We start from the raw sequence: 19,691 nt of genomic DNA on the forward strand, positions 1-19,691 counted from the left end.
AGGGGGGCTGGCATAGGGTCGAAGCATGCGTGCAACAGTGATTTACGGGGAACGGGACATCCGCCTCGAAGAAGTATCCGATCCGATTCTCTCCACCGGCGGTGACGCCATCGTGCGCGTCGTCGCAGCCTGCGTCTGCGGCTCAGATCTCTGGCCCTACCGCGGCATCCATCCCACCGAGGAGCCGAAACGAATCGGCCACGAGTTCGTCGGCATCGTCGAGGAAATCGGCGCCGACGTCAGCCGGGTCAAGGTCGGCGACTTCGTCATCGCGCCGTTCTACGACTGCGATAACACGTGCATCAACTGCCAGAACGGCACCAGCACCTCCTGCCTGAACGGCGGCTGGTGGGGCTCGGACGACCAGCTCGGCGGCTTCGCCGACGGCGCCCAGGGCGAGAAAGTGCGCGTGCCGCACGCCGACGGGTCGCTCGTTGCGACGCCGACCGTGCCCACCGATGCCCAGGTTCCCGGTCTCCTGACCCTCGCTGACGTCATGGGCACCGGCCACCACGCCGCGGTCTCCGCCGGTGTGACCGCGGGCAGCACGGTCGTCGTCGTCGGCGACGGCGCGGTCGGCCTCTGCGCCATCATCGCGGCCAAGCGGCTCGGGGCCTCCCGGATCGTGGCCATGTCGCGTCACCCCGAACGGCAGATCGTGGCCCGCGAGTTCGGCGCGACCGAGATCGTCGAGGAGCGCGGCGAGGCCGGCGTGGCCCGCATCCGTGAGCTGTTCGACGGCATCGGCGCGGACTGCGTGCTCGAGTGCGTCGGCACCAAGGAGTCGATGGAGCAGGCCATCGCGTCGGCCCGTCCCGGCGGAATGGTCGGCTACGTGGGCGTGCCCACCGGCGGACCGATCGAGGTTAGCCCACTGTTCGGGCGGAACGTGGGCCTGAACGGCGGCGTCGCATCCGTGCGCGGCTACGTCGAAGAGTTGCTGCCGGAAGTGCTCTCGGGTGCCATCAACCCCGGCCGCGTGTTCGACCTGCAGCTGCCGCTGGCCGAGGTTGCCGAGGCCTACGCCGCCATGGACGAGCGCCGCGCCATCAAGGTGATGCTGCTCCCGTAGGCACGGAGATCACACGTGTCGGGAGGGAGATCTCGACGGGCTCGATCACCGCGACGGGCAGGATCACCGCGGCCGGCTTCGGCGCTTCCAGCAGTAGTCGACGGGCCGTGAGGCCGATGACGGCACTGTAGGTGGGGTAGGCGAAGCGCACCCGGGCCAGAGTGGCGACGTCGACGCCGGCGGCCATCGCCGTCGTCACGGATTGGATCACTTCGACCGCGTTCTCCCCGGTGGCATGGGCGCCGAGGATCAGCTCCCGCCGCCGGTCGGCGATCAACTTGAGGAAGCCAGGTTCCCGGCCGTCGATCACAGCGCGGTCGAGTTCGGCGTAGGGCACTGTCGCGACGACGCAGTGCGGGTCGCGAGCCCTGGCCTCCTCCTCGGTGAAGCCCACGCCCGCGTAGTCGGGGTCGGTGAAACCGCCGGCCGGGAGCAGGTGGTGCGGCGTTCTGCGATTGGCGCCCAGCACCGCGTTCTCGGCCGCGGCCTCGCCCTCGAATTGGGCCGCCTGTACGAGCATGTCCTTGCCGTTCGCGTCGCCGACCGCGAAAATATGGGGCACGACACTCCGGAAGTACTGGTCCACCGGGATGGCGGAACGTTCGATGGTGATGCCAGCCCGGTCGAGCCCGAGGTCGTCGACATCCGCCGGCCAACCGGTGGACATAATGACGGCGTCGAAGGCGGAAGACTGTTCCGTTCCTTTTTCGCGCCAGGACAGGGTGAGGGTTCCGTCGGCGTCCGGCTCGATCGCCGTCACCGCTTCAATGCCCGTGTGCACGGCCACGCCCTGCTCGCGGAACGCCGCCGAGACCGTGGCGGAGATGTCGGAATCCGACGCCATCAGGATGCGCGGTGCCACATCGAGCACGGTCACGTCGGAGCCGAAGGAGTTGAACACCGTGACCAACTGGGCGCCGGTGTTTCCGGCGCCGATCACGGCTACCCGTCGGGGTAGCGACGGCAGCTTCAGAATGTCTTCCGGGACCGTCGCCAAGTGCGCCCCCGGCACGGCGAGTCGCCGAGAATGCCCGCCGACGCAGACCAGGAACGTGGCGGCGGTGAGGATGCGGCCGGTGTCCAGGACCACGGAATGCGGGTCGATGAATCGCGCCCGACCTTCCAGAACCAGTTCGATTCCGGCGGCCGCGAACCTCTCGGCCTCGCTCTTGATCGAGCGCACCTTGTTCACCCGCGACTGCACCCGGTCTCCCATGGTGGCCCAGTCGATGACGGGGTCGTTGACTACGATCCCGTAGGTATCTGCCGCGCGCACCTCGCGCATCAGGCGCGCCGCCTTGGCGAGCACCCTCGTCGGCACGCACCCCGTGTTCACGCAGGTCCCGCCGAGCTGGTCGGCCTCCGCCACGGCGACCCGGGCTCCCAGTTCGGCGCCACGGAGCGCCGCGGCCGTTCCCGCCGGCCCCGCGCCGATGATGACGACATCAAAGTGATTTGGGGTGTGTTCGGTCATCGTGGTCTCCACCGGTGTTCACTGCTGGGGGCAGCCGGGCGCGTTGCCGGGAAAAATAGTTGAATCATGTTTTTACCTGACGGGGCTGTGGAGTTACTGTGTCGGGGCGGGCTCTTGCTGCTGGTCGTTGACCAGTCGTTGACCAGGAGAAGCTCGACGAGAGGCTTGCGGGTGCGCGGGGCGGACTCGCGTTCGAGTAGCTCGGGGGAGAGCAGGGAGACGTCGCCGAGCACGCCGAGGGCGGTGCCGTCGAAGCCGCCGAGCTGGTGGGTGTGCAGTCCCTCGTGCTGGGCCTGGATCGTCAGATAGGCGACGGCCTGACCCAGGTCGTAGCGGGCCCACGGGTTCTCGCGGGTCACGTCGATCGGCAGGGTGGCGACGTTGACGATCAGCACGGTGGCGGCATCCGCCCCCGCCTTGTTGAAGCCCATCAGCGTCTCATGGATTTTCGCGAAGCTGTCCGAGCCGCGGCGGGCGACGATGAAGCGGGCCGGCTGCATGTTGCTGGCCGAGGGAGCCCAACGGGCGGCTTCGAGCACGGTGGTCAGAGTGGCTTCGTCGACGAGGGCCGTCGGGTAGAAGCCGCGGGGACTCCAGCGCCCGGCGAGCACGGGGAGGAGGAGCGACGCCGTGTGGGCGGCGCGGCTGAGGGTTTTGGTGATGAGGTTCATAGGCCCATCTTTTGCCGGAGTCTGGCTGGGATGGCGGGGCAACGCTGACCCATCCACTCCAACGCGGGCGGCGGCACACTATTCCGCTACGACCTGCCGCTGCGGTATACGCATCGCCGAAGCATCTCACGAGCGGGTAAGCGTCGGAATGCGGCGTCGAAACCGACGCTCTACCCGCTCTCGCGGCTACTCCTTGATCAAGCCGGCTCGCACCTCGCGGCGCAGCACCTTGCCGATCAGCGACCGGGGCAGCTCGTCGACCTCCACGACGGTGCGGGGCACCTTGTAGGCGGAGAGCCGGGTGCGGCAATACGTGCGGATGGCGTCGACGTCGAGGGTGGCCCCCGCCGCCAACACGACGGCGGCGGCGACGTCTTCGCCGCCGTTCGCGCTCGGCAGCCCGACGACGGCGGCGTCGGCGACATCCGGATGCGACAAAAGAGCGGCCTCGACCTCGGAGGGCGCCACATTGAAGCCGCCGGTGATGATGAGTTCTTTGATACGGTCGACGACCGTGACGAAGCCGTCGGAGGAGACGCGGACGATGTCGCCGGTGCGCAGCCAGCCTCCGTCGAGAAGCGTCTTGGCGGTCTCGGTCGGCTGGTCCCAGTAGCCGGAAGAGACCTGTGGGCCACGGATGAGTAGCTCACCTTCCTCTTCGATCCCGCGGTTCACGGTCGGGTCGTCCGGGTCCACCACGCGGATCTCGGTGCTCGGGAACGGCACGCCCACCGTGCCGGGGCGCCGGCTCGGGCCCATCGGGTTGCCGACGGCGATCGGCGAGGCCTCGGTCATGCCGTAGCCCTCGACCAACAGCCCGCCGGTGGCGGCCTCCCAGCGTTCCACGATCGACACCGGCAGGCTCATCGCGCCCGAGATGGCGTAACGGATGCTGCGCAGGCTTACATTCTTCGCCGTCGCGGCCTTCACGAGCCGGTCGTAGATCGGCGGGACGGCCGGCATGAATGTGGGTGGGGTGCGCCGGGCCGCATCGAGCAGCAGTCCCTCGTCGAACTTGGGGAACAGCACGAGCCGGGCGCCGGTGGCCATCGCGAACGTCAGACAGAGGGTCAGGCCGTAGGCGTGGAACATGGGCAGGACCGCGTAGAAGACCTCCTCGCCAGGGCGCAGCCCCTGCACCCAGGCCTCGCCCTGCAGGGCGTTCGAGCGCAGGTTGAAGTGGCTGAGGATGGCACCCTTCGGGGTGCCGGTGGTGCCGCTGGTGTATTGGAGCGCGGCGGTGTCGGTGACCTTCGGGCGCGGGTGGCCGGGGCGCAGCTTGCGTGAGCCGACGATGCCGGACCAGGTGAAGGCATCCTTGCCCAGCGGGCCCGAGGTCAGGGCGTCTCGCGACTCGCGGGCTTTAGCGATCGGCAGCTTGAGCAGGAGCCGCTTGGCGAGCGGCATCGCTTCCGTCAGGTTCACCGCGATCACGGTGCGCAGGCCGAGGTCGGCGGGGAAATCGGTGACGGTCTGGTAGATCTTGTCCCAAACGATGGCGACGCGGGCGCCGTGGTCTTCGAACTGGTGTCGGAGTTCGCGTTCGGTGTAGAGCGGGTTGTGCTCGACGACGATCGCGCCCAGGCGTAGCACGGCGTAGAAAGCCACCACGTGCTGAGGGCAGTTCGGCAGCACAAGGGCCACCCGGTCGCCGGGTTTGACGCCGAGGCGCAGGAGGCCGTTTGCGGCCCGAGAGATCTGCTCGCCGAGCTCGGCGTAGGTGGTGGTGGCGCCGAAGAAATCGAGGGCCACGCTGGGGCCGAACCGGCGCGCCGAGGTCTCGATCATGTCGGAGAGCGTGTCGGTCGGTTCCTGGATGGTACTCGGAACGCCGGGGGCGTAGGAGCCGAGCCAGGGTTTATTCTCGAAGACGTTCATCGGGCGGCCAGTTCTCTGATCAGGGCCGCGACGAATGCGTCGATGTCGGCCTCCTCGGTGTCGAAGCCGCACATCCAGCGCACCTCGTTGGTCGCGGGGTCCCAATCGTAGAACCGGAAGTGCCCGCGCAGGCGATCGGCCACGCCGGGGGGCAGGATCGCGAAGATCGCGTTGGCCTGAGTGTTCTGGGTGAAGGACAAGCCCTCGATCTCGCCGGCGGCGATACCGGTCTCGAGGGCGTGGCGCATCCGTGTGGCCATGGCGTTGGCGTGGCCGGCGTTTCGCTGCCAGAGGTCGCCGCCGAGCAGCGCGATCAGCTGGGCCGAGATGAAGCGCATCTTCGAGGCCAGCTGCATGTTCAGTTTGCGCAGGTAGAGCAGGCCCGCGGATGCCTCAGGGTTCAGGACCACGACGCACTCGCCGTACATCATGCCGTTCTTGGTGCCGCCGAAGCTGAGCACGTCGACGCCGGCGTCACGGGTGAAGGTGCGGAATGGCAGGCCCAGCGAGGTGGCGGCGTTGGACAGGCGGGCGCCGTCCATGTGCAGCTTCATGCCGTGGGCGTGTGCGTGGTCGGCGATGGCCCGCACCTCGTCGACCGTGTACGCGGTGCCGAGCTCGGTGGTCTGGGTGATCGACACCACGAGCGGTTGGGCGCGGTGTTCGTCGCCCCAGCCCCAGGCCTGCTGGTCGATCAGTGCGGGAGTGAGTTTGCCGTCGGGGGTGTCGACGGTGAGGAGCTTGATGCCGGCCACCTTTTCGGGGGCGCCCGCCTCATCCGTGTTGATATGAGCGGTGGATGCGCAGATCACGGCGCCCCAGCGCGGCAGCATCGACTGCAGGCCGATCACATTGGCGCCGGTACCGTTGAAGACCGGGAAGGCTTCGACGCCCGCGCCGAAGTGTTCGGTGAAGACCTGCTGCAGCCGGGCAGTGTAGACGTCTTCGCCGTAGGCGATCTGGTGCGCGCCGTTGGCGGCGACGATCGCCTCGAGAATCTCGGGGTGCACCCCGGAGTAGTTGTCGGATGCGAACCCGCGCGAAGAAAGGTCATGGAGTTGAGTCACCCCTCCATCTTCGCGCATCCGTCTGCTCCGCTTCTGTGCGCTCGGTGTGCGAATTCGACGGAGATTTTGCGTTGAAACGGCGATTTCGGGTCGAAACCGGCCCGTGGGAGCAAAATCACCGTCGAATTGGTTCGGGGCAGGGTTCAGGTTCGGGGCCGGGATCGGGCTGGCGGGGCGGCAGGTCAGCCGCGCAGGGCCTGGCGCAACGTAACGCGGGCGCCCATCCGCAGCAGGGAGTTCGAGTAGATGCGGGAGCCCAGCAGGATGACCACGGCCGTCGAGGCGAGCAGGATGGCCAGCGAGAGCAGCGGCTCCCACCAGGCGGCCGTGCCGAGGAAGATGCGCATCGGCATGCCGACCGGGGCCGAGAACGGGATGTAGGACATGACGGCGAGCACGGTGGGGTTGTCGTTGAAAAAGATCACCAGAAAATAGGGAATCATCACGAGGAACAGCACGGGCGAGGTGGCCGAGCCCACGTCTTCCTGGCGGGAGACCATCGACGCGGTCGCGGCGAACAGCGCCGCAAGCATGACGAAGCCGAACGCGAAGAACACGGCGAACCAGACGATCGACGGCCCCACGGTGCCCAGCAACCCGAACTGGCCGGTCGTGGCCATGCCGATCGCCACCAGCAGGCCGATCGCCACGATCTGCCCGAAGGCCATGATGCTGTTGCCCACCACCTTGCCGCCGAGCAGGGCGCGCACCGGGATGGTGGTCATCAGGATCTCGACGACCCGGGTCTGCTTCTCCTCGACGACGCTCTGCGCGATGGTCGAGCCGAACGTGATCGCCGACATGAAGAAGACCAGCCCGAAGCCCAGGGAGACGAGGTAGACGAGGCCACCGCTCTGCCGCGATGTCGGCTCGAGCAGGCTCACCGCGGGGGTGACGCTCAGGGCCGCGAGCACACCCACCGGCGGGGAGTCGAGGGCGATGACGCGCACGCCGAGCAGGGCATCCGCCCGGGTGGACGGAACGACCGCCGCGGAGACGGTGCCGTCCCGCACCAGGGACTCGGCAGCGCCGATGTCATCGGCCTTCACCATCGTGAACGACTCGGTCTGCTCGACGACCTGAGCGGCGGACCCCACGACGGCCACCTTCGGCATGGTCAGGTTCTGACTCGCAATGCTGCCGGCGACGACGGAACCGACCGAGATGAGCAGCAGGATGCCGGTTGAGATCAGGAAGGCCTTGCTGCGCAGCCGGGCCATGATCTCGCGGGTCGCGACAAGCCACACACTCCGGGCGAAGCTCGGCGCCGGATACCGGGGGCGAACCTGCGGGCGTCCGATGTGTGGCGTGCCGGCGCGGTCGTTCCAGATGGTGCTCACTGCACGATCTCCTTGAAGATGGTGGCGAGGCTGGGCCGCTGTTGGCTGAACTGTGTCACCGGGGCCCGGGTGAGGGCCTGGCGCAGAACGGACTGGCTGGCGGCATCCGTTTCGGCTTCGAACACGGCGACACCCCCGGAGAGGTCGAGCACGGAGATGCCGGGCACGGTATGGATCCACTCAGCGTCGGCCGCGGTGCGCAATTCGAACCGGGGGCTGCTGTGCTGCTCGCGCAGCCGCTCTCGGGGGCCGTTGGCCCGGATCTCGCCGTCGGCGATGATGACGACGTCGTCGCAGAGGCGCTCGACGATGTCGAGCTGGTGCGAGGAGAACAGCACCGGCGCGCCCTGGGCGGCGAAGCCGGAGAGCACGCTCATGACCACTTCCACCGCGAGCGGGTCAAGGCCGGAGAACGGCTCGTCGAGCACGAGGAACTCCGGGTCGTGCACGAGCGCGGCCGCGATCTGGGCGCGCTGCTGGTTGCCGAGCGAGAGAGACTGCACCAGGTCACCGGCCCGCTCGCCGAGGCCGAGCCGGTCGAGCAACTCGGCGGTGTTGCGGCGGGCGGAAGCCGGGCCCAACCCGTGCAGGCGGGCCAGGTAGACGAGATGCTCGCCCACCTTCATCTTCGGGTAGAGGCCGCGCTCCTCCGGCATGTAGCCGAAGCGGCGGCGGTCGTCGCTGGTCAGCGGAACGCCGTCTTGCAGCACGGTGCCGGAGTCGGCCGACAGCACCCCCAGGATGATCCGCATGGTGGTTGTCTTGCCGGCGCCGTTCGCACCGACGAAGCCGGTCAGGCGTCCGCTCTCGACGCCGAAACTCACGTCGGTCAGCACCTGCCGGGTGCCATAACGCTTGTTTATGGTCCTGATGTCGAGCATGCCTGCCCCTCTGTAGCCTGGTTCCACGCTAGCGCGCCGCGGGGTGCCGACGTCGGGTTCAGGGGGCCAAAAGCACGCGAGAAGTGTTGACGGATGCCGCCGACGCGTCCCACAGGCCGACCACCGCGGTCGCAAGTTCGGTTTCCAGCCCGGCGAGGGCACGCACGACGAAGATGACCGCCGCGGCATCCGCGCCTGCTTTCGCGAAGCCCTGACCGACCGCGCGGGTCCAGGTCTCGGCGGCGGCCTTCGCGGCGGCGTAGTTCGCGCCGCCCGGGGCCGGCTTGTCGACCGACACCGACGACACGATCGCCAGGCGCCCGGCCGGCGAGGCCAGCAGGTCGTCGTTGAACGCGCGGGTGGTGTTGCGCAGCGTGGCGACGACGTGCGCGTGCAGGAAATCCCAGTCCCCGTCGGACTGGCCGGCCAGTCCGCCGCCGCCGCGCCAGCCGCCGACCAGGTGGATCAGGCCGTCGATCGGACCGTGCTCGCCGTGCACGGCGTCGGCCAGGGCCGTGACCTGGCCGAAGTCGCCGAGGTCGCAGACATAGGTTGCGGCACCGGGAACCTCGGCGCGGAAGCCGTGCAGGCGCTCGGCGTTGGTGCCGACCGCGATCACGTGCGCGCCGGCATCCGTCAGCGCGGTGGCCACGGCGCGGCCGGCCGCGCTGGTCGCACCGGCGATGAGCACGGTGCGACCAGCGACGGCCCTGCCTGCGGTGTCAGTCACTCCCGGTGAGCCCGGCCGTCGACTCGATCACGGGCTTCATCTTCTTGTCGAGCGCCTCGAAGAACATCGACAGCGGGAACTCGTCGTCCAGAACAAGGTCGGTGTAGCCCTTCGGTGCGCCAGCAAGCACGTCCAGCGGCAGACCGCGAGCCCACTGCGACGCCGGGTTCGGCGTGAGCGTCTCCGCGATCATGTCGTAGGCGGCCAGCCAGTGGGCCTTCTTCGGCCGGTCGATCGACGCCCAGTAGAGGTCGTCGATTCGCTTGCCCAGCGCGATGACCACGTCGGGCACGGCTTCCCAGTCGAAGGTGAGCCGGGTGTCGGTCCAGTGCAGCACGTGGTGCTGGTGCATCCACGCGAAGAGCAGCTGCCCGCCCAGCCCGTCGTAGTTCCGCACCCGGGTGCCGCTGATCGAGAATCGGAAGATCCGGTCGAAGATCACGGCGTACTGCACGAGTTTCGCGTGCCGGCGTGCTGCCGGGCTGGCGTTCTCGTCGCGTTCGATCGTGACCGATTCGCGGAACGCGGTCAGGTCGCAGCGCAGTTCCTCCAGGGAGTAGAGGAAGAACGGCATCCGCTGCTTGATCATGAACGGGTCGAATGGGAGGTCGCCGCGCATGTGCGTGCGGTCGTGGATGAGGTCCCACATGACGAAGGTTTCCTCGGTCAGGTGCTGGTCGTCGAGCAGCGCCGCCGCATCGGCAGGCAGTTCGAGACGCGTGATCTCGGCGGCCGCGCGCACGACCCGGCGGAACCGGGCAGCTTCGCGGTCGGCGAAGATCGCACCCCAGGTGAAGGAGGGGATCTGGCGCATGGCGACGGTCTCGGGGAATAAAACGGCCGAGTTGGTGTCGTAGCCGGGCGTGAAATCGAGGAAACGGATCGGCATGAACAGCTCGTTCGTGTACTCCTGCTCGAGCTCGTCGATGAATTCCGGCCAGATCACCTCGATCAGCACGGCCTCGACAAAGCGGTTCGCGCTGCCGTTCTGCGTGTACATCGGGAACACGACCAGGTGACGGATGCCGTCGGCCCGCTGCTGCTGCGGCTGGAACGCCATCAGGGAGTCGAAGAAGTCCGGCACGCCGAAGCCCTCGGTGCTCCAGCGGGTGAAGTCCCGGGTCACGGCCGCGAGGTAGGCGGCGTCGTGCGGGAACAGCGGGGCGAGCTCGTCGATGGCGGCGGCGATCACGCCGACGTGCGCCGCGGCATCCGCGTGGTCGGCGGCGACGGGGATGGAGCCGTCCTGCGCCTGGCTGGCCTGAAGCGAGGTGGCCGCGGACTTGAGCCGGAGCCAGGCCGGGCTTGTGGCCGGGTTGGCGGCGGTGACGGCATCCTCGAGAACCTCGGGCTCACCGACCAGTGCATCGTGCGCAACGTAATTCGACATGGGAACCTCCGTTCTTCGTGAGTGCCGCGGTCGCGGCGGGGTCGTTCGTGGTAGTGCTGGGTGGTGCCGGTGGTGCCATTTGGCGCCACGGTCCAGAGTAGCGGGAGGGTGCGGGCGTTTTCTTGCCATATCTCGCAACGAATCGCCGTGTTCCGACCCTCCGGTCGTCGAAAGCCCCCGTTCCGGTTGAAAGTGTGCGTTGTTCCGGTCATTCTCCGAGAATCGCGCATTGTGCCGAGTGCCGCCCTTCCGGCGGTGATTGTGGGCGCACACGGCGCTTTCGGTCTCAGCGGCGCGAGAGGGCGGTGCACGAGAACCGGCTGCCCGGGTCTCGACAGGCTGGACCACCGGATGGCTCGACCACCGGATGGCTCGACCGCGGGGGTGGCCTGCGCTATCGTCGAGGCGACCATGCAGCGACCATGCAGCGAGGAGCGCCGCCGATGAACTTTGACGAGGTGATCTCGGCGGTCGTGCGGATCGTCGAGGCGGCCGGTGCAGCCATCATGGTGCTCGGCGGCGCGGCCGCGATGATCGCTGCGGTGCCGACCGCGCTGCGGGCCGACACCCGGCAGCGGGCCTATGAGAAGTTGCGCCGCAATCTGGGCCGGGCCATCCTGCTCGGGCTCGAAGTGCTGATCATCGCCGATATCATCCGCACGATCCTGGTGGATCCGACCCCGCAGAGCGTGCTGGTGCTCGGCGCGATCGTGGTGATCCGGGTGCTGCTCAGCTTCTCGCTTGAGGTGGAGATGGACGGCATCTGGCCCTGGTCCCGCTGGCGCCTCGCCGCGAACAAGGGCGGCACGCCGAACCTCAAGTAGCGCTCGAAACGACACGTTCGAGGGGCGGGCGCCGCCGCGCACCCTTCAAACCTGACGGTTCACCGAACAGCGTCAGGCGCGTCGGGGGCATCGGCAGTCGACTGGGCCGGCGGAGAGACGGCCCGCAACCGCCAGAGCGACGTCACTTCCTTCGACCGGGCGGCGTGCAGGGGATCGGACGCGTCGGCGGCGCGGCCGTGCACGGGTTTGGCGTCCAGGCGGGCGACGACCTCGAGGCCCGCGTCCTCGATCAGGTCGAGGAGTTCGCCGCGGGAGCGCAACCCGAGGTGCTCGGCGATGTCGGAGAGCACGAGCCAGCCCTCCCCGGCCGCCTGGAGGTGGTCGGCCAACCCGGCCAGGAAGCCCCGCAACATCCGGCTGCCGGGGTCGTAGACGGCGAAGTCGGTGGCGGTGACGGCGGACGCGGGAATCCACGGCGGGTTGCAGACCACGAGGTCGGCGCGGCCGGCGGGGAACAGATCGGCCTTGATGATCTCGACCGCACCGGCCAGCCCGAGCCGCCCGATGTTCGCGCGCGCGCAGGTCAGCGCCCGTGGCTCCTGGTCGGTGCCGACCACGTGACGGATGCCGCGTCGCGCCAGCACCGCAGCGAGCACCCCGGTGCCCGTGCCGATGTCGAACGCGGTGGCGGTCCCGGCGATCGAGCCGGCCTCAGCCGCAGAACCTCCGGCCCAGGCTGCCGGCAGCGGGGCCGTGTTCACCAGGTCGAGGTATTCGCCGCGCACGGGCGAGAACACCCCGTAGTGCGGGTGGATGCGGGCGCCGAGCGCGGGCACGTCGACCCCGGTCGTGCGCCACTCGTGCGCCCCGATGACGCCGAGGAGCTCGCGCAGGGCGGTGACCGAGGCATCCGTCGCCGGGCCGTAGGTCTCGGTGCAGGCCTGGCGAACGTCGGGCGCGCGGCGGAGCGGAATGGTGTAGTCGGCGTCGAGCGGCACGAACACCAGGCCGAGCAGCCGGGAGCGGCGCAGCGCCTCGGAGCGGTAGTGCCGGAAAGCGGCGGCCAGGTCGGTGGTGGGCGCGTGCCGGCCGTGGTCGATGCGGCGGGCGAGGGCGCTGAGCAACTGGCGGGCGCCCAGGAAGTCGCCGCGCCAGAGCATGCCGGTGCCAGCCTTCGCGTGGCGGTAGGCGGCATCCGCGGTCATCGTGTCGTCGGCGATGACGACGCGTTCCGGCGGCGCCCAACCGCTCTCCGAGTGCCAGAGGGCCGACCGGGTCCGCCCGGCCTCCGCCCAGGTGATGCGGGCGGGCCCGGTCGCCGTGTTCGTGCTGGTCATGGGTTCCATCTTTGCGCGGGTGGGGTGGGGTGGGGGGGCGTGCCGGGGCCGGCGGGAGAGCACGGGGTGCGGCCCGATCAACGCAGCGCGGGCATGACCTCGCGTTCGAAGAGTTCCAGACCCGAGCGGTCGTAGGCGGCCTCCGGGAAGTAGTGGATGGCGTAGCCGAGGCCGCGTGCCTTCATGCCGTTTAGGCGCTCGATGACCTGTTCCGGTGTGCCGACGCACTGCGCCTCGCCGCTTCGGTACTCGGCCATGAATGCCGCCGCGCCCTCCGAACCGAGGTAGGGGGTGACCCGGGCCTCGATGGCGTCGAGACGGTCGGCGACCTCGGCCTCCGTCGCCGCGATCACGGTGTTGTAGTTCGCCGAGCGGGTGATCGCGCCGAAATCGGTGCCTTCCGCCATGCAGTGCGCCTCGAGCAACTCGCTCTTGTGCGAGAAGCCCTCGGGGGAGCCGTCGAAGTTCGTGTAGTTCGCGTACTTCGCCGCGATCTTGAGGGTGACCTTCTCGCCGCCGCCGGCGATCCAGACCGGGATGCCTCCGTCCTGCAGTGGTAGCGGCCGCACGATGGCGCCGTCCACCTGGTAGTGCTGTCCGTCGAGGGTGGCCTTACCGGTGGCCCAGGCCTGGCGCATGATCTGCACGCCCTCGTCGAGGCGTGCGAGGCGCTCGCCGGCGCGCGGGAAGCCATAGCCGTAAGCGCGCCATTCGTGCTCGTACCAGCCGGCGCCGATGCCCATTTCGACGCGTCCGCCGGAGATGATGTCGATGGTCGAGGCGACCTTCGCGAGGTAGGCCGGGTTGCGGTAGCTGATGCAGGTGCACATCTGGCCGAGGCGCACCCGTGTCGTGGTGGCGGCGAACGCGCTCATCAGCGTCCAGGCTTCGTGGGTGGCCTCCTCGCTCGGCACCGGCACGGTGTGGAAGTGGTCGTACACCCAGATCGACTCCCACTCGCCGGCGTCGGCGTGCGCGGCGAGGCCGCTCATGGTCGCCCACTGTTCGACGGGATCGATGTCGACCAGGTCGTGACGCCAGCCCTGAGGTATGAAGAGTCCGAATCGCATGGTTTCGAGCCTACGCGGGGGTAGCGGATGCCGCGTCCTGCGCCCTGCAGTTGCAGCTGGTGCCCGGGACCGGGAAGATCAACACCATGAAGTTCGTTCTGGCCCCCGACTCGTTCAAGGAATCCATGTCGGCCGTCGAGGCCGCCACGGCCCTGGAGCGCGGCATCCGTTCCGTCTTCCCCGGCGCCGAGTGCGTGCGGGTGCCGATGGCCGACGGCGGCGAGGGCACCGTGAACGCGATGGTTGCCGCCTGTGGCGGTGAGATCGTGGAGACCGAGGTTCAGGATGCCCGCGGACGCCCGGTGCTGGCCGCCTACGGCTATGTGGCCGCCGAGCAGCTGGCGATCATCGAGGTTGCGGCGTCGGCCGGCATCCATCTCGTCGCCGCAGCCGACCGGGACGCACGCACCGCCAGCACGTACGGCGTCGGGCAGCTCATCACCGACGCGCTGGACCGCGGTGCGAGCCGGTTCGTGATCGGGCTGGGCGGCTCGGTGACCAACGACGGAGGGGCTGGCATGCTTCACGCCCTCGGCGCTCGTCTGTTCGATTCCGCCGAACGTGACCTGGACTGCGGGGGAGCGGCGCTTGCGCGGCTCTGCCGGATCGACCTGGAAGGATTCGACCCGCGGGCGCGGTCCGCGTCGTTCGAGATCGCGAGCGATGTCGCCAATCCGCTGCTCGGTCCGGGCGGCGCCACCGCCGTCTTCGGCCCGCAGAAAGGCGCCGATCCGCAGGCCGTGCGGGACCTCGAGGAGGCCCTCACGGTCTTCGCGCGGGTGCTGACCGCGGATTCCGGGCGTTCCGTGGCGGAGCTGCCCGGCGCCGGCGCGGCCGGCGGGCTCGGCGCGGCCTTCCTCGCCTGCTTCGACTCCCGCATGCGGCGGGGCGTCGAGGTGGTGATGGAGGCCGCCCTCCTCGAGCGTCGCCTGAGCGGGGCCGACTTCGTTTTCACCGGCGAGGGCAGCATCGACGAGCAGACCCTGCACGGCAAGACCCCGCTCGGCGTGGCCGAGGCTGCCGCGCGCAACGGTGTGCCCGTGATCGCGTTCGCGGGCCGGGTAGGACCCGGGTCCGAGGTGCTCTATGACCAGGGCTTCGCCGCGCTGGTGCCGATCGTTCAGGAGGTCAGCGACCTCCCGCAGGCACTGACGGATGGTCCGGCGAACCTCGAACGGGCCGCCGCCACGGTGTGCCGTATCCTCGCCCTCGGGCTGTCGGCCGGGGCGGCCCGCGGGGCGCAGACAAGCTAAGCGACGGGAGCCGGAACGTCACGGACGGCTCGAGATCACACACCCGAGCTCACAGGCTCGAGATCGTCAGGTACCGCCCTCATTCGCGAGGGTGAGGGCGGCCGCCAGCGCGGTGACGGAGTCGAGGTAGCGGCCGCCGAACGGCACGGGACGCCCCCGGGCGTCGAAACGGTAGACCAACGGCTGTCCGGTGGGCAGGTTCAGGTCGCGGATCTGCCCGTCGGACAGGCCGTCGATCACCGTGCACAGAGCCCGCAGGGAGTTGCCGTGGGCAACCACGAGCACGATCTCGCCGCGGGCGAGAAGCGGGTCGACGCGCTCGGTGAGGAAGGCATCCACTCGGGTGATGACGTCGCTGAGCGCCTCGGTGCGGTTCAGTGCGGCCGCCGGCAGCGCGCGGAACAGGGCGGTGCCGGCGAACTCGTCGTAGAGCAGGTCGCCCATGGCGGACGGGGCCTCGGCGACCGAGCGGCGCCAGGCCACGAACTGTTCCTCGCCGAACTCGGCGCGCACATCGTCTTTGGAACGGCCGGTCAGCGCGCCGTAATTGCGTTCGTTCAGTCGCCAGTCGGCGTCGCAGCCGACCGGCGGGTGGGCCAGACCGGCAGCGACGATCGCGGCGGTCTGCCGGGCGCGCGTCAGCGTCGAGGTGAACAGGGTGACAGGTGCTGCAGCGGGTGCCGGTGCCGTGGTCATGGCCGGAGAGCCGGTGCCGGTGGTCGGTGGCCGTTCGCCCGGCAGCGCAAGGTTGAGGAGGACGGTGGCCGTGTGGGCCTCGCGGATCCCCTGATCCGACAGCGGCGCATCCAGCACGCCCGTGAACAGCCCGGCGGCGTTCGCGGTGCTCTGGCCGTGCTGCAGCACGATTAACACCCCCGTTTCACGCACGGTGACCAGCCCTGTTCGAGTCTCAGCCGGCGGATGCCTCAGCTGTCGCGGATCTTCCGCCGCGAATTCTCAGGCTACAGCCCCGCAGCGACCACCGCCCGGCGGGGAGTGGCCGGGTTGAGCGGGAGCGACTCTCGCGGGAGGGGGTGGGCTCAGAAGCCGAAATCGCCGCCGCCGAAATCGCCGCTGCCGGAGTCGCCGCCGGAACCCGCGGCGCCGCCGGAATCGCCGCCGGAATCGCCCGAACCGGAGTCGGCACCCGAGGCATCCGCGCCGCCGGAGTCCATGGGCAGGAAAGCGCTCATCAGCGTCGACGCGATGACATAGCCCGCCACGGTGCCGAGCAGGGAGCTGCCGACCATGCTGCCGAAGCTCGGCCCGCCCTGGCCCTGGTTGCCGAAGGCGCGGGTGAGGGTGCCGGGCTGGCGCAGCTCCGCCCGGGTGGCCGCCTGGGCCAGTGTTGCCGGTTCGGCGTTCGCCGGGCGCTCGCTGGCGTTGGCGTTCTCGCTCAGCTGGCGGAACAGCAGGTCGCGTTGCTCATCGTTCAGTTTGCTGAAGGCCTCCGCGTGCACCTGCTCGATCGTCTCGGGCGGTGCCGTGCGCAGTAGGTACTGATAGCGATCGACGGCGATCTCGTCGTCGGTGCGCTGTGGTGCGGCCGCGCGTCGCTGCTGTTCCGGCTGCTGGGGCTCGGTTCCGAAGAGGCGGTCGAAGAATCCCATGGTGTGCTCCTCTGGATCGGGTGGTCTGGGGCGTTGGTCCCTACGATTCCACCCGTCGCTGGGTAGGTGCTGGAACCGTGCGCTCAGCGCTGCCGCGCGGCCGCCACGATCACGGCGATGCGGCCCGGAACCGAGTCGTCCTGGAGCGCAGTCACGTCGCCGAGCGCACGACCGGCCACGATATCGCCGAGGAGGCGACGCATGATCTTGCCCGAGCGGGTCTTGGGCAGGTCAGGCACAACGAACACCTCCTGCGGCCGGGCGACGACCCCGATGGCCTGTGTGACGTGCGCGCGCAGCAGCGGCTCGAGGGTGCCCCGGGCGGCCAGCCAGACCGCGGGGTCGCCCAGGTTGCCGCGCTCGCCGGAACCGCTGGTGGGCGGTGCCGCGGCCGGGATCACGAAGGCCGCGATGGCCTCGCCTGTTCTCGCATCCGTCACGCCGACGACGCCGGCCTCGCCGACCAGCGGATGTGCGACGAGCGCCGACTCTATCTCGATCGTCGACAAGCGGTGCCCGGACACGTTGATGACGTCGTCGACGCGGCCGAGGAGCCAGATGTCGCCGTCGTCGTCGTATTTCGCGCCGTCGCCGGAGAAGAAGAAGCCCTGCTTCGCGAACCGGGCCCAGTAGGAGTCGCGGTAGCGCTCGGGGTCGCCCCAGACGGTGCGGGCCATGCCTGGCCAGGTGCCCTCGATCACGAGGTAGCCGCCGGAGCCGAACGGCACCGGCCGGCCGTGGTCGTCGACGACGTGGGTCGTCAGGCCCGGCAGGGCGCGCAGGGCCGAACCGGGCTTGAGCGTGCTGACGCCCGGTAGCGGCGCCATCACGGCGGCGCCGGTCTCAGACTGCCACCAGGTGTCCACGATGGGGGCGCTGCCGGCGCCGATGTTCTCGCGGAACCACACCCAGGCCTCCGGGTTGATGGCCTCGCCGACCGACCCGAGCAGACGGATGCTGGACAGGTCGAACTCGCTCGGCAGCCCTTCCGGGAACCACGTCATCAACGTGCGGATGAGTGTTGGCGCCGTGTAATAGGTGGTCACTCCGTAGCGCTCGATGATCTCGAGGTGCCGGCCCGGATGCGGGGTGTTCGGCGTTCCCTCGTAGATCACCGAGGTGGTGCCGTTGGATAGCGGCCCGTAGTGCACATAGCTGTGAGCGGTAACCCAGGCCAGGTCGGCCGTGCACCAGTGCACGTCGTCGTCCTTGACGTCGAAGACGGCCCAGTGGCTCCAGGAGGTGTGCGTGAGGTACCCGCCGCTGGTGTGCACGAGCCCCTTAGGAGTACCCGTCGTGCCCGAGGTGTAGATGATGAACAGCGGGGTCTCCGCGTCGAAGTACGCGGGTTCGTGCACGGGGGAGGCGAGGTCGACGCTGTCGTGCCACCAGACATCCCGGCCCGGCGTGAAGGGGATGTCGGGGGTCAGGTCGCCGGTGCGGCGCACCACGAGCACGTGCTCGATCGAGTCCACGCCCGCGACGGCCTCGTCGGCCGCGGCCTTGACCGGCACGGCCTGACCCCGGCGGAACTGGCCGTCGGTGGTCACGAGCAGCTTCGCGCCGGTGTCCTCGACCCGGAACCGCAGCGCCTCGGCGGAGAAGCCGCCGAAGACGAGCGAGTGCACGGCGCCGAGGCGCGCGATGGCGAGGGTGATGATGATGGTTTCGAGGATCACCGGCAGGTAGAGCACGACCCGGTCGCCCGGCACGATGCCGAGGTCGGTAAGCGTGTTGGCGGCGCGGTTCACCGCGCGTTCGAGTTCGGCATAGGTGATCGTTCGGCGGTCGCCGGGCTCTCCCTCGAAGTAGAAGGCGACCTTGTCACCCTTGCCGGCGGCCACGTGCCGGTCGACGCAGTTGACGGCCACGTTGAGCTTGCCGCCCGCGAACCACTCGGCGCGGGGAATGGAGAGCACGCCGTCGGCGTCCGCCCTGGCCGGCTGCCAGGTGTGGTCGGTGTGCCACGGCTCGGCCCAGTCGAGGCGGTTGGCCTGCTCGGCCCAGAACGCGATCGGATCGGCGGCGGCCTGGTCCCACCAGGTGGCGTCGACGTTGGCCTGCGCCGCGAAGGCGGCCGGGGCCGGGTAGCGCCGGGTTTCGGTCAGGAGATTACGGATGGTGGCGCTCGCCGGATCGAACGGGGCCGGCATCGGCGTCAGGCCCATTTGCGGTTCGCCCAGCGCTCGAAGAGGCCAACGGCGGCATCCGTCAGCTTGCCGAGGATGGCGAGCAGGATGATGGCGAGCAGGATGCGGTCGATGCGGCCGTTGTTCTGGGAGTCGATCAGCAGGAAGCCCAGCCCCATCGAGGAGGCGATCAGCTCGGCGGCCACGAGGAACAGCCAGGCCTGGGCCAGAGCCAGCCGCAGCCCGGAGACCACGGCGGGGATCACCGCGGGCAGCTGCACGGCCGTGAACAGGCGCGCCCTGCGCAGGCCGAACGCGCGGCCCGCCTCCACGAGCTGACGGTCGACGTGCCGCAGCGCCGCCGACACGGTCGTGTAAACGGGGAAGAAGGCGCCGATGGCGATCAGGGTGAGCTTGGACTCCTCGCCGATCTTCAGCCAGAGGATGAGCAGGGGAACCCAGGCGAGCGACGGCACCGCCCGGATGGCGCCAAGGGTAGGGGCGAACAGTACGTCGGCGGCCCGGGACAGGCCGACCAGGGCGCCCAGGGCGATGCCCAGGGCGGCGCCGACGGCGAAACCGATGAGCACTCGCTGGGTGGAGATCGCCGCGTACTGGCCGAGCAGCCCGCTCGCGAACAGGTCGACGCCGGCCTGCCAGACCATCGCGGGGGAGGGCAGTTGGGCCATCGTGAACACGCCGAGCGCGGTGGTGAGCTGCCAGGCCGCGAGGATCAGGACCGGCAGGACCGCTCCGCCGCCGAGGGCGATCCAGCCGCGCGAGGCGAGCGGCCGGCGCGGGGCACGCGCCGTGCGGGCGGCGGGGGCGGATGCAGCGAATGCGGCGGCGGCGGTGGCGTCGGGCACGGTCCGGGCCGACGTGCGCGGCAGCGTGCGGGGCAGTGTGCGGGGCACAGTCTCGGTCATGGTCGCGTCCTCTCGGTGGGTGGCGCTGGTGGGGCCGGGGTGCTGGGTGCAGGGGGTGCTGGTGGTGCGGGTGTCCGG

General features: G+C 69.6%; 17 protein-coding genes. 3 read left to right on the plus strand and 14 right to left on the minus strand.

The window, feature by feature from the left end; translation table 11 throughout:
- Positions 1-25: 25 nt before the first annotated feature.
- Positions 26-1,072, plus strand: a complete 1,047-nt coding sequence (locus E3N86_RS00500) for a zinc-dependent alcohol dehydrogenase family protein (protein WP_134419850.1) — start codon at positions 26-28, stop codon at positions 1,070-1,072.
- On the opposite strand, the gene E3N86_RS00505 is transcribed toward E3N86_RS00500, so the two are convergent.
- The 8 genes from E3N86_RS00505 to E3N86_RS00540 all read right to left on the minus strand — a co-directional run bounded on the left by E3N86_RS00505 (position 1,050) and on the right by E3N86_RS00540 (position 10,503).
- Complete coding sequence (locus E3N86_RS00505; RefSeq protein WP_134511100.1) at positions 1,050-2,546, minus strand: NAD(P)/FAD-dependent oxidoreductase; 1,497 nt, start codon at positions 2,544-2,546, stop codon at positions 1,050-1,052. The genes E3N86_RS00500 and E3N86_RS00505 overlap by 23 nt on opposite strands.
- Entirely contained in the window at positions 2,543-3,217 is a 675-nt protein-coding gene (locus E3N86_RS00510; RefSeq protein WP_134511101.1) for a nitroreductase family protein, read from the minus strand. The genes E3N86_RS00505 and E3N86_RS00510 overlap by 4 nt, the downstream gene beginning before the upstream one ends.
- 186 nt (positions 3,218-3,403) lie before the next feature.
- The gene (locus tag E3N86_RS00515; protein ID WP_134374842.1) at positions 3,404-5,095 is read right to left on the minus strand and encodes a long-chain-fatty-acid--CoA ligase; all 1,692 of its coding nucleotides are present in this window, start codon (positions 5,093-5,095) and stop codon (positions 3,404-3,406) included.
- Positions 5,092-6,162: a low specificity L-threonine aldolase gene (locus E3N86_RS00520; RefSeq protein WP_233191259.1), complete on the minus strand. Its 1,071-nt coding sequence runs from the start codon at positions 6,160-6,162 to the stop codon at positions 5,092-5,094. Before E3N86_RS00520 ends, E3N86_RS00515 begins: the two co-directional genes overlap by 4 nt.
- A 182-nt stretch (positions 6,163-6,344) precedes the next feature.
- The gene (locus E3N86_RS00525) at positions 6,345-7,382 is read right to left on the minus strand and encodes an ABC transporter permease (RefSeq protein WP_104100102.1); all 1,038 of its coding nucleotides are present in this window, start codon (positions 7,380-7,382) and stop codon (positions 6,345-6,347) included.
- A gap of 116 nt (positions 7,383-7,498) precedes the next feature.
- Positions 7,499-8,383 carry an ABC transporter ATP-binding protein gene (locus tag E3N86_RS00530; RefSeq protein WP_104100103.1) on the minus strand — a complete coding sequence of 295 codons (885 nt, stop codon included), beginning with the start codon at positions 8,381-8,383 and terminating at the stop codon, positions 7,499-7,501.
- 58 nt (positions 8,384-8,441) lie between these two features.
- Positions 8,442-9,113 carry an SDR family NAD(P)-dependent oxidoreductase gene (locus E3N86_RS00535; RefSeq protein ID WP_241985892.1) on the minus strand — a complete coding sequence of 224 codons (672 nt, stop codon included), beginning with the start codon at positions 9,111-9,113 and terminating at the stop codon, positions 8,442-8,444.
- Positions 9,106-10,503, minus strand: coding sequence for a DUF6421 family protein (locus tag E3N86_RS00540; protein ID WP_134511102.1), 1,398 nt, complete (start codon positions 10,501-10,503; stop codon positions 9,106-9,108). Before E3N86_RS00540 ends, E3N86_RS00535 begins: the two co-directional genes overlap by 8 nt.
- Before the next feature lie 443 nt (positions 10,504-10,946).
- Here E3N86_RS00540 and E3N86_RS00545 point away from each other — a divergent pair, with 443 nt between their 5' ends.
- Positions 10,947-11,327 (plus strand): DUF1622 domain-containing protein, encoded by a 381-nt coding sequence (locus tag E3N86_RS00545; RefSeq protein WP_104100048.1) that lies wholly within the window; start codon positions 10,947-10,949, stop codon positions 11,325-11,327.
- Between the two features lie 59 nt (positions 11,328-11,386).
- On the opposite strand, the gene E3N86_RS00550 is transcribed toward E3N86_RS00545, so the two are convergent.
- Together E3N86_RS00550 and E3N86_RS00555 are read right to left on the minus strand one after the other, a co-directional pair.
- Positions 11,387-12,625, minus strand: a complete 1,239-nt coding sequence (locus E3N86_RS00550; protein WP_134374838.1) for a class I SAM-dependent methyltransferase — start codon at positions 12,623-12,625, stop codon at positions 11,387-11,389.
- A 77-nt stretch (positions 12,626-12,702) separates the two neighbouring features.
- Positions 12,703-13,695: an LLM class F420-dependent oxidoreductase gene (locus E3N86_RS00555; RefSeq protein ID WP_134511103.1), complete on the minus strand. Its 993-nt coding sequence runs from the start codon at positions 13,693-13,695 to the stop codon at positions 12,703-12,705.
- An 86-nt stretch (positions 13,696-13,781) separates the two neighbouring features.
- Here E3N86_RS00555 and E3N86_RS00560 point away from each other — a divergent pair, with 86 nt between their 5' ends.
- Entirely contained in the window at positions 13,782-14,948 is a 1,167-nt protein-coding gene (locus tag E3N86_RS00560; RefSeq protein ID WP_134511104.1) for a glycerate kinase, read from the plus strand.
- A gap of 66 nt (positions 14,949-15,014) precedes the next feature.
- Here the strand turns inward: E3N86_RS00560 and E3N86_RS00565 are convergent, their stop codons facing one another.
- From E3N86_RS00565 to E3N86_RS00580, 4 genes are all read right to left on the minus strand, one after another.
- The gene (locus E3N86_RS00565; protein ID WP_241985893.1) at positions 15,015-15,812 is read right to left on the minus strand and encodes a 2,3-bisphosphoglycerate-dependent phosphoglycerate mutase; all 798 of its coding nucleotides are present in this window, start codon (positions 15,810-15,812) and stop codon (positions 15,015-15,017) included.
- Positions 15,813-15,988: 176 nt separating this feature from the next.
- Positions 15,989-16,558, minus strand: a complete 570-nt coding sequence (locus E3N86_RS00570) for a hypothetical protein (RefSeq protein WP_134511106.1) — start codon at positions 16,556-16,558, stop codon at positions 15,989-15,991.
- Positions 16,559-16,641: 83 nt separating this feature from the next.
- Entirely contained in the window at positions 16,642-18,726 is a 2,085-nt protein-coding gene (gene acs / locus E3N86_RS00575; protein WP_241985894.1) for an acetate--CoA ligase, read from the minus strand.
- Entirely contained in the window at positions 18,717-19,613 is an 897-nt protein-coding gene (locus E3N86_RS00580; protein ID WP_134511107.1) for an ABC transporter permease, read from the minus strand. The genes acs and E3N86_RS00580 overlap by 10 nt, the downstream gene beginning before the upstream one ends.
- Between the last annotated feature and the right edge of the window lie 78 nt (positions 19,614-19,691).

It is taken from the genome of Cryobacterium sp. Hz7, assembly GCF_004402815.1.
GTDB lineage: Bacteria > Actinomycetota > Actinomycetes > Actinomycetales > Microbacteriaceae > Cryobacterium > Cryobacterium sandaracinum.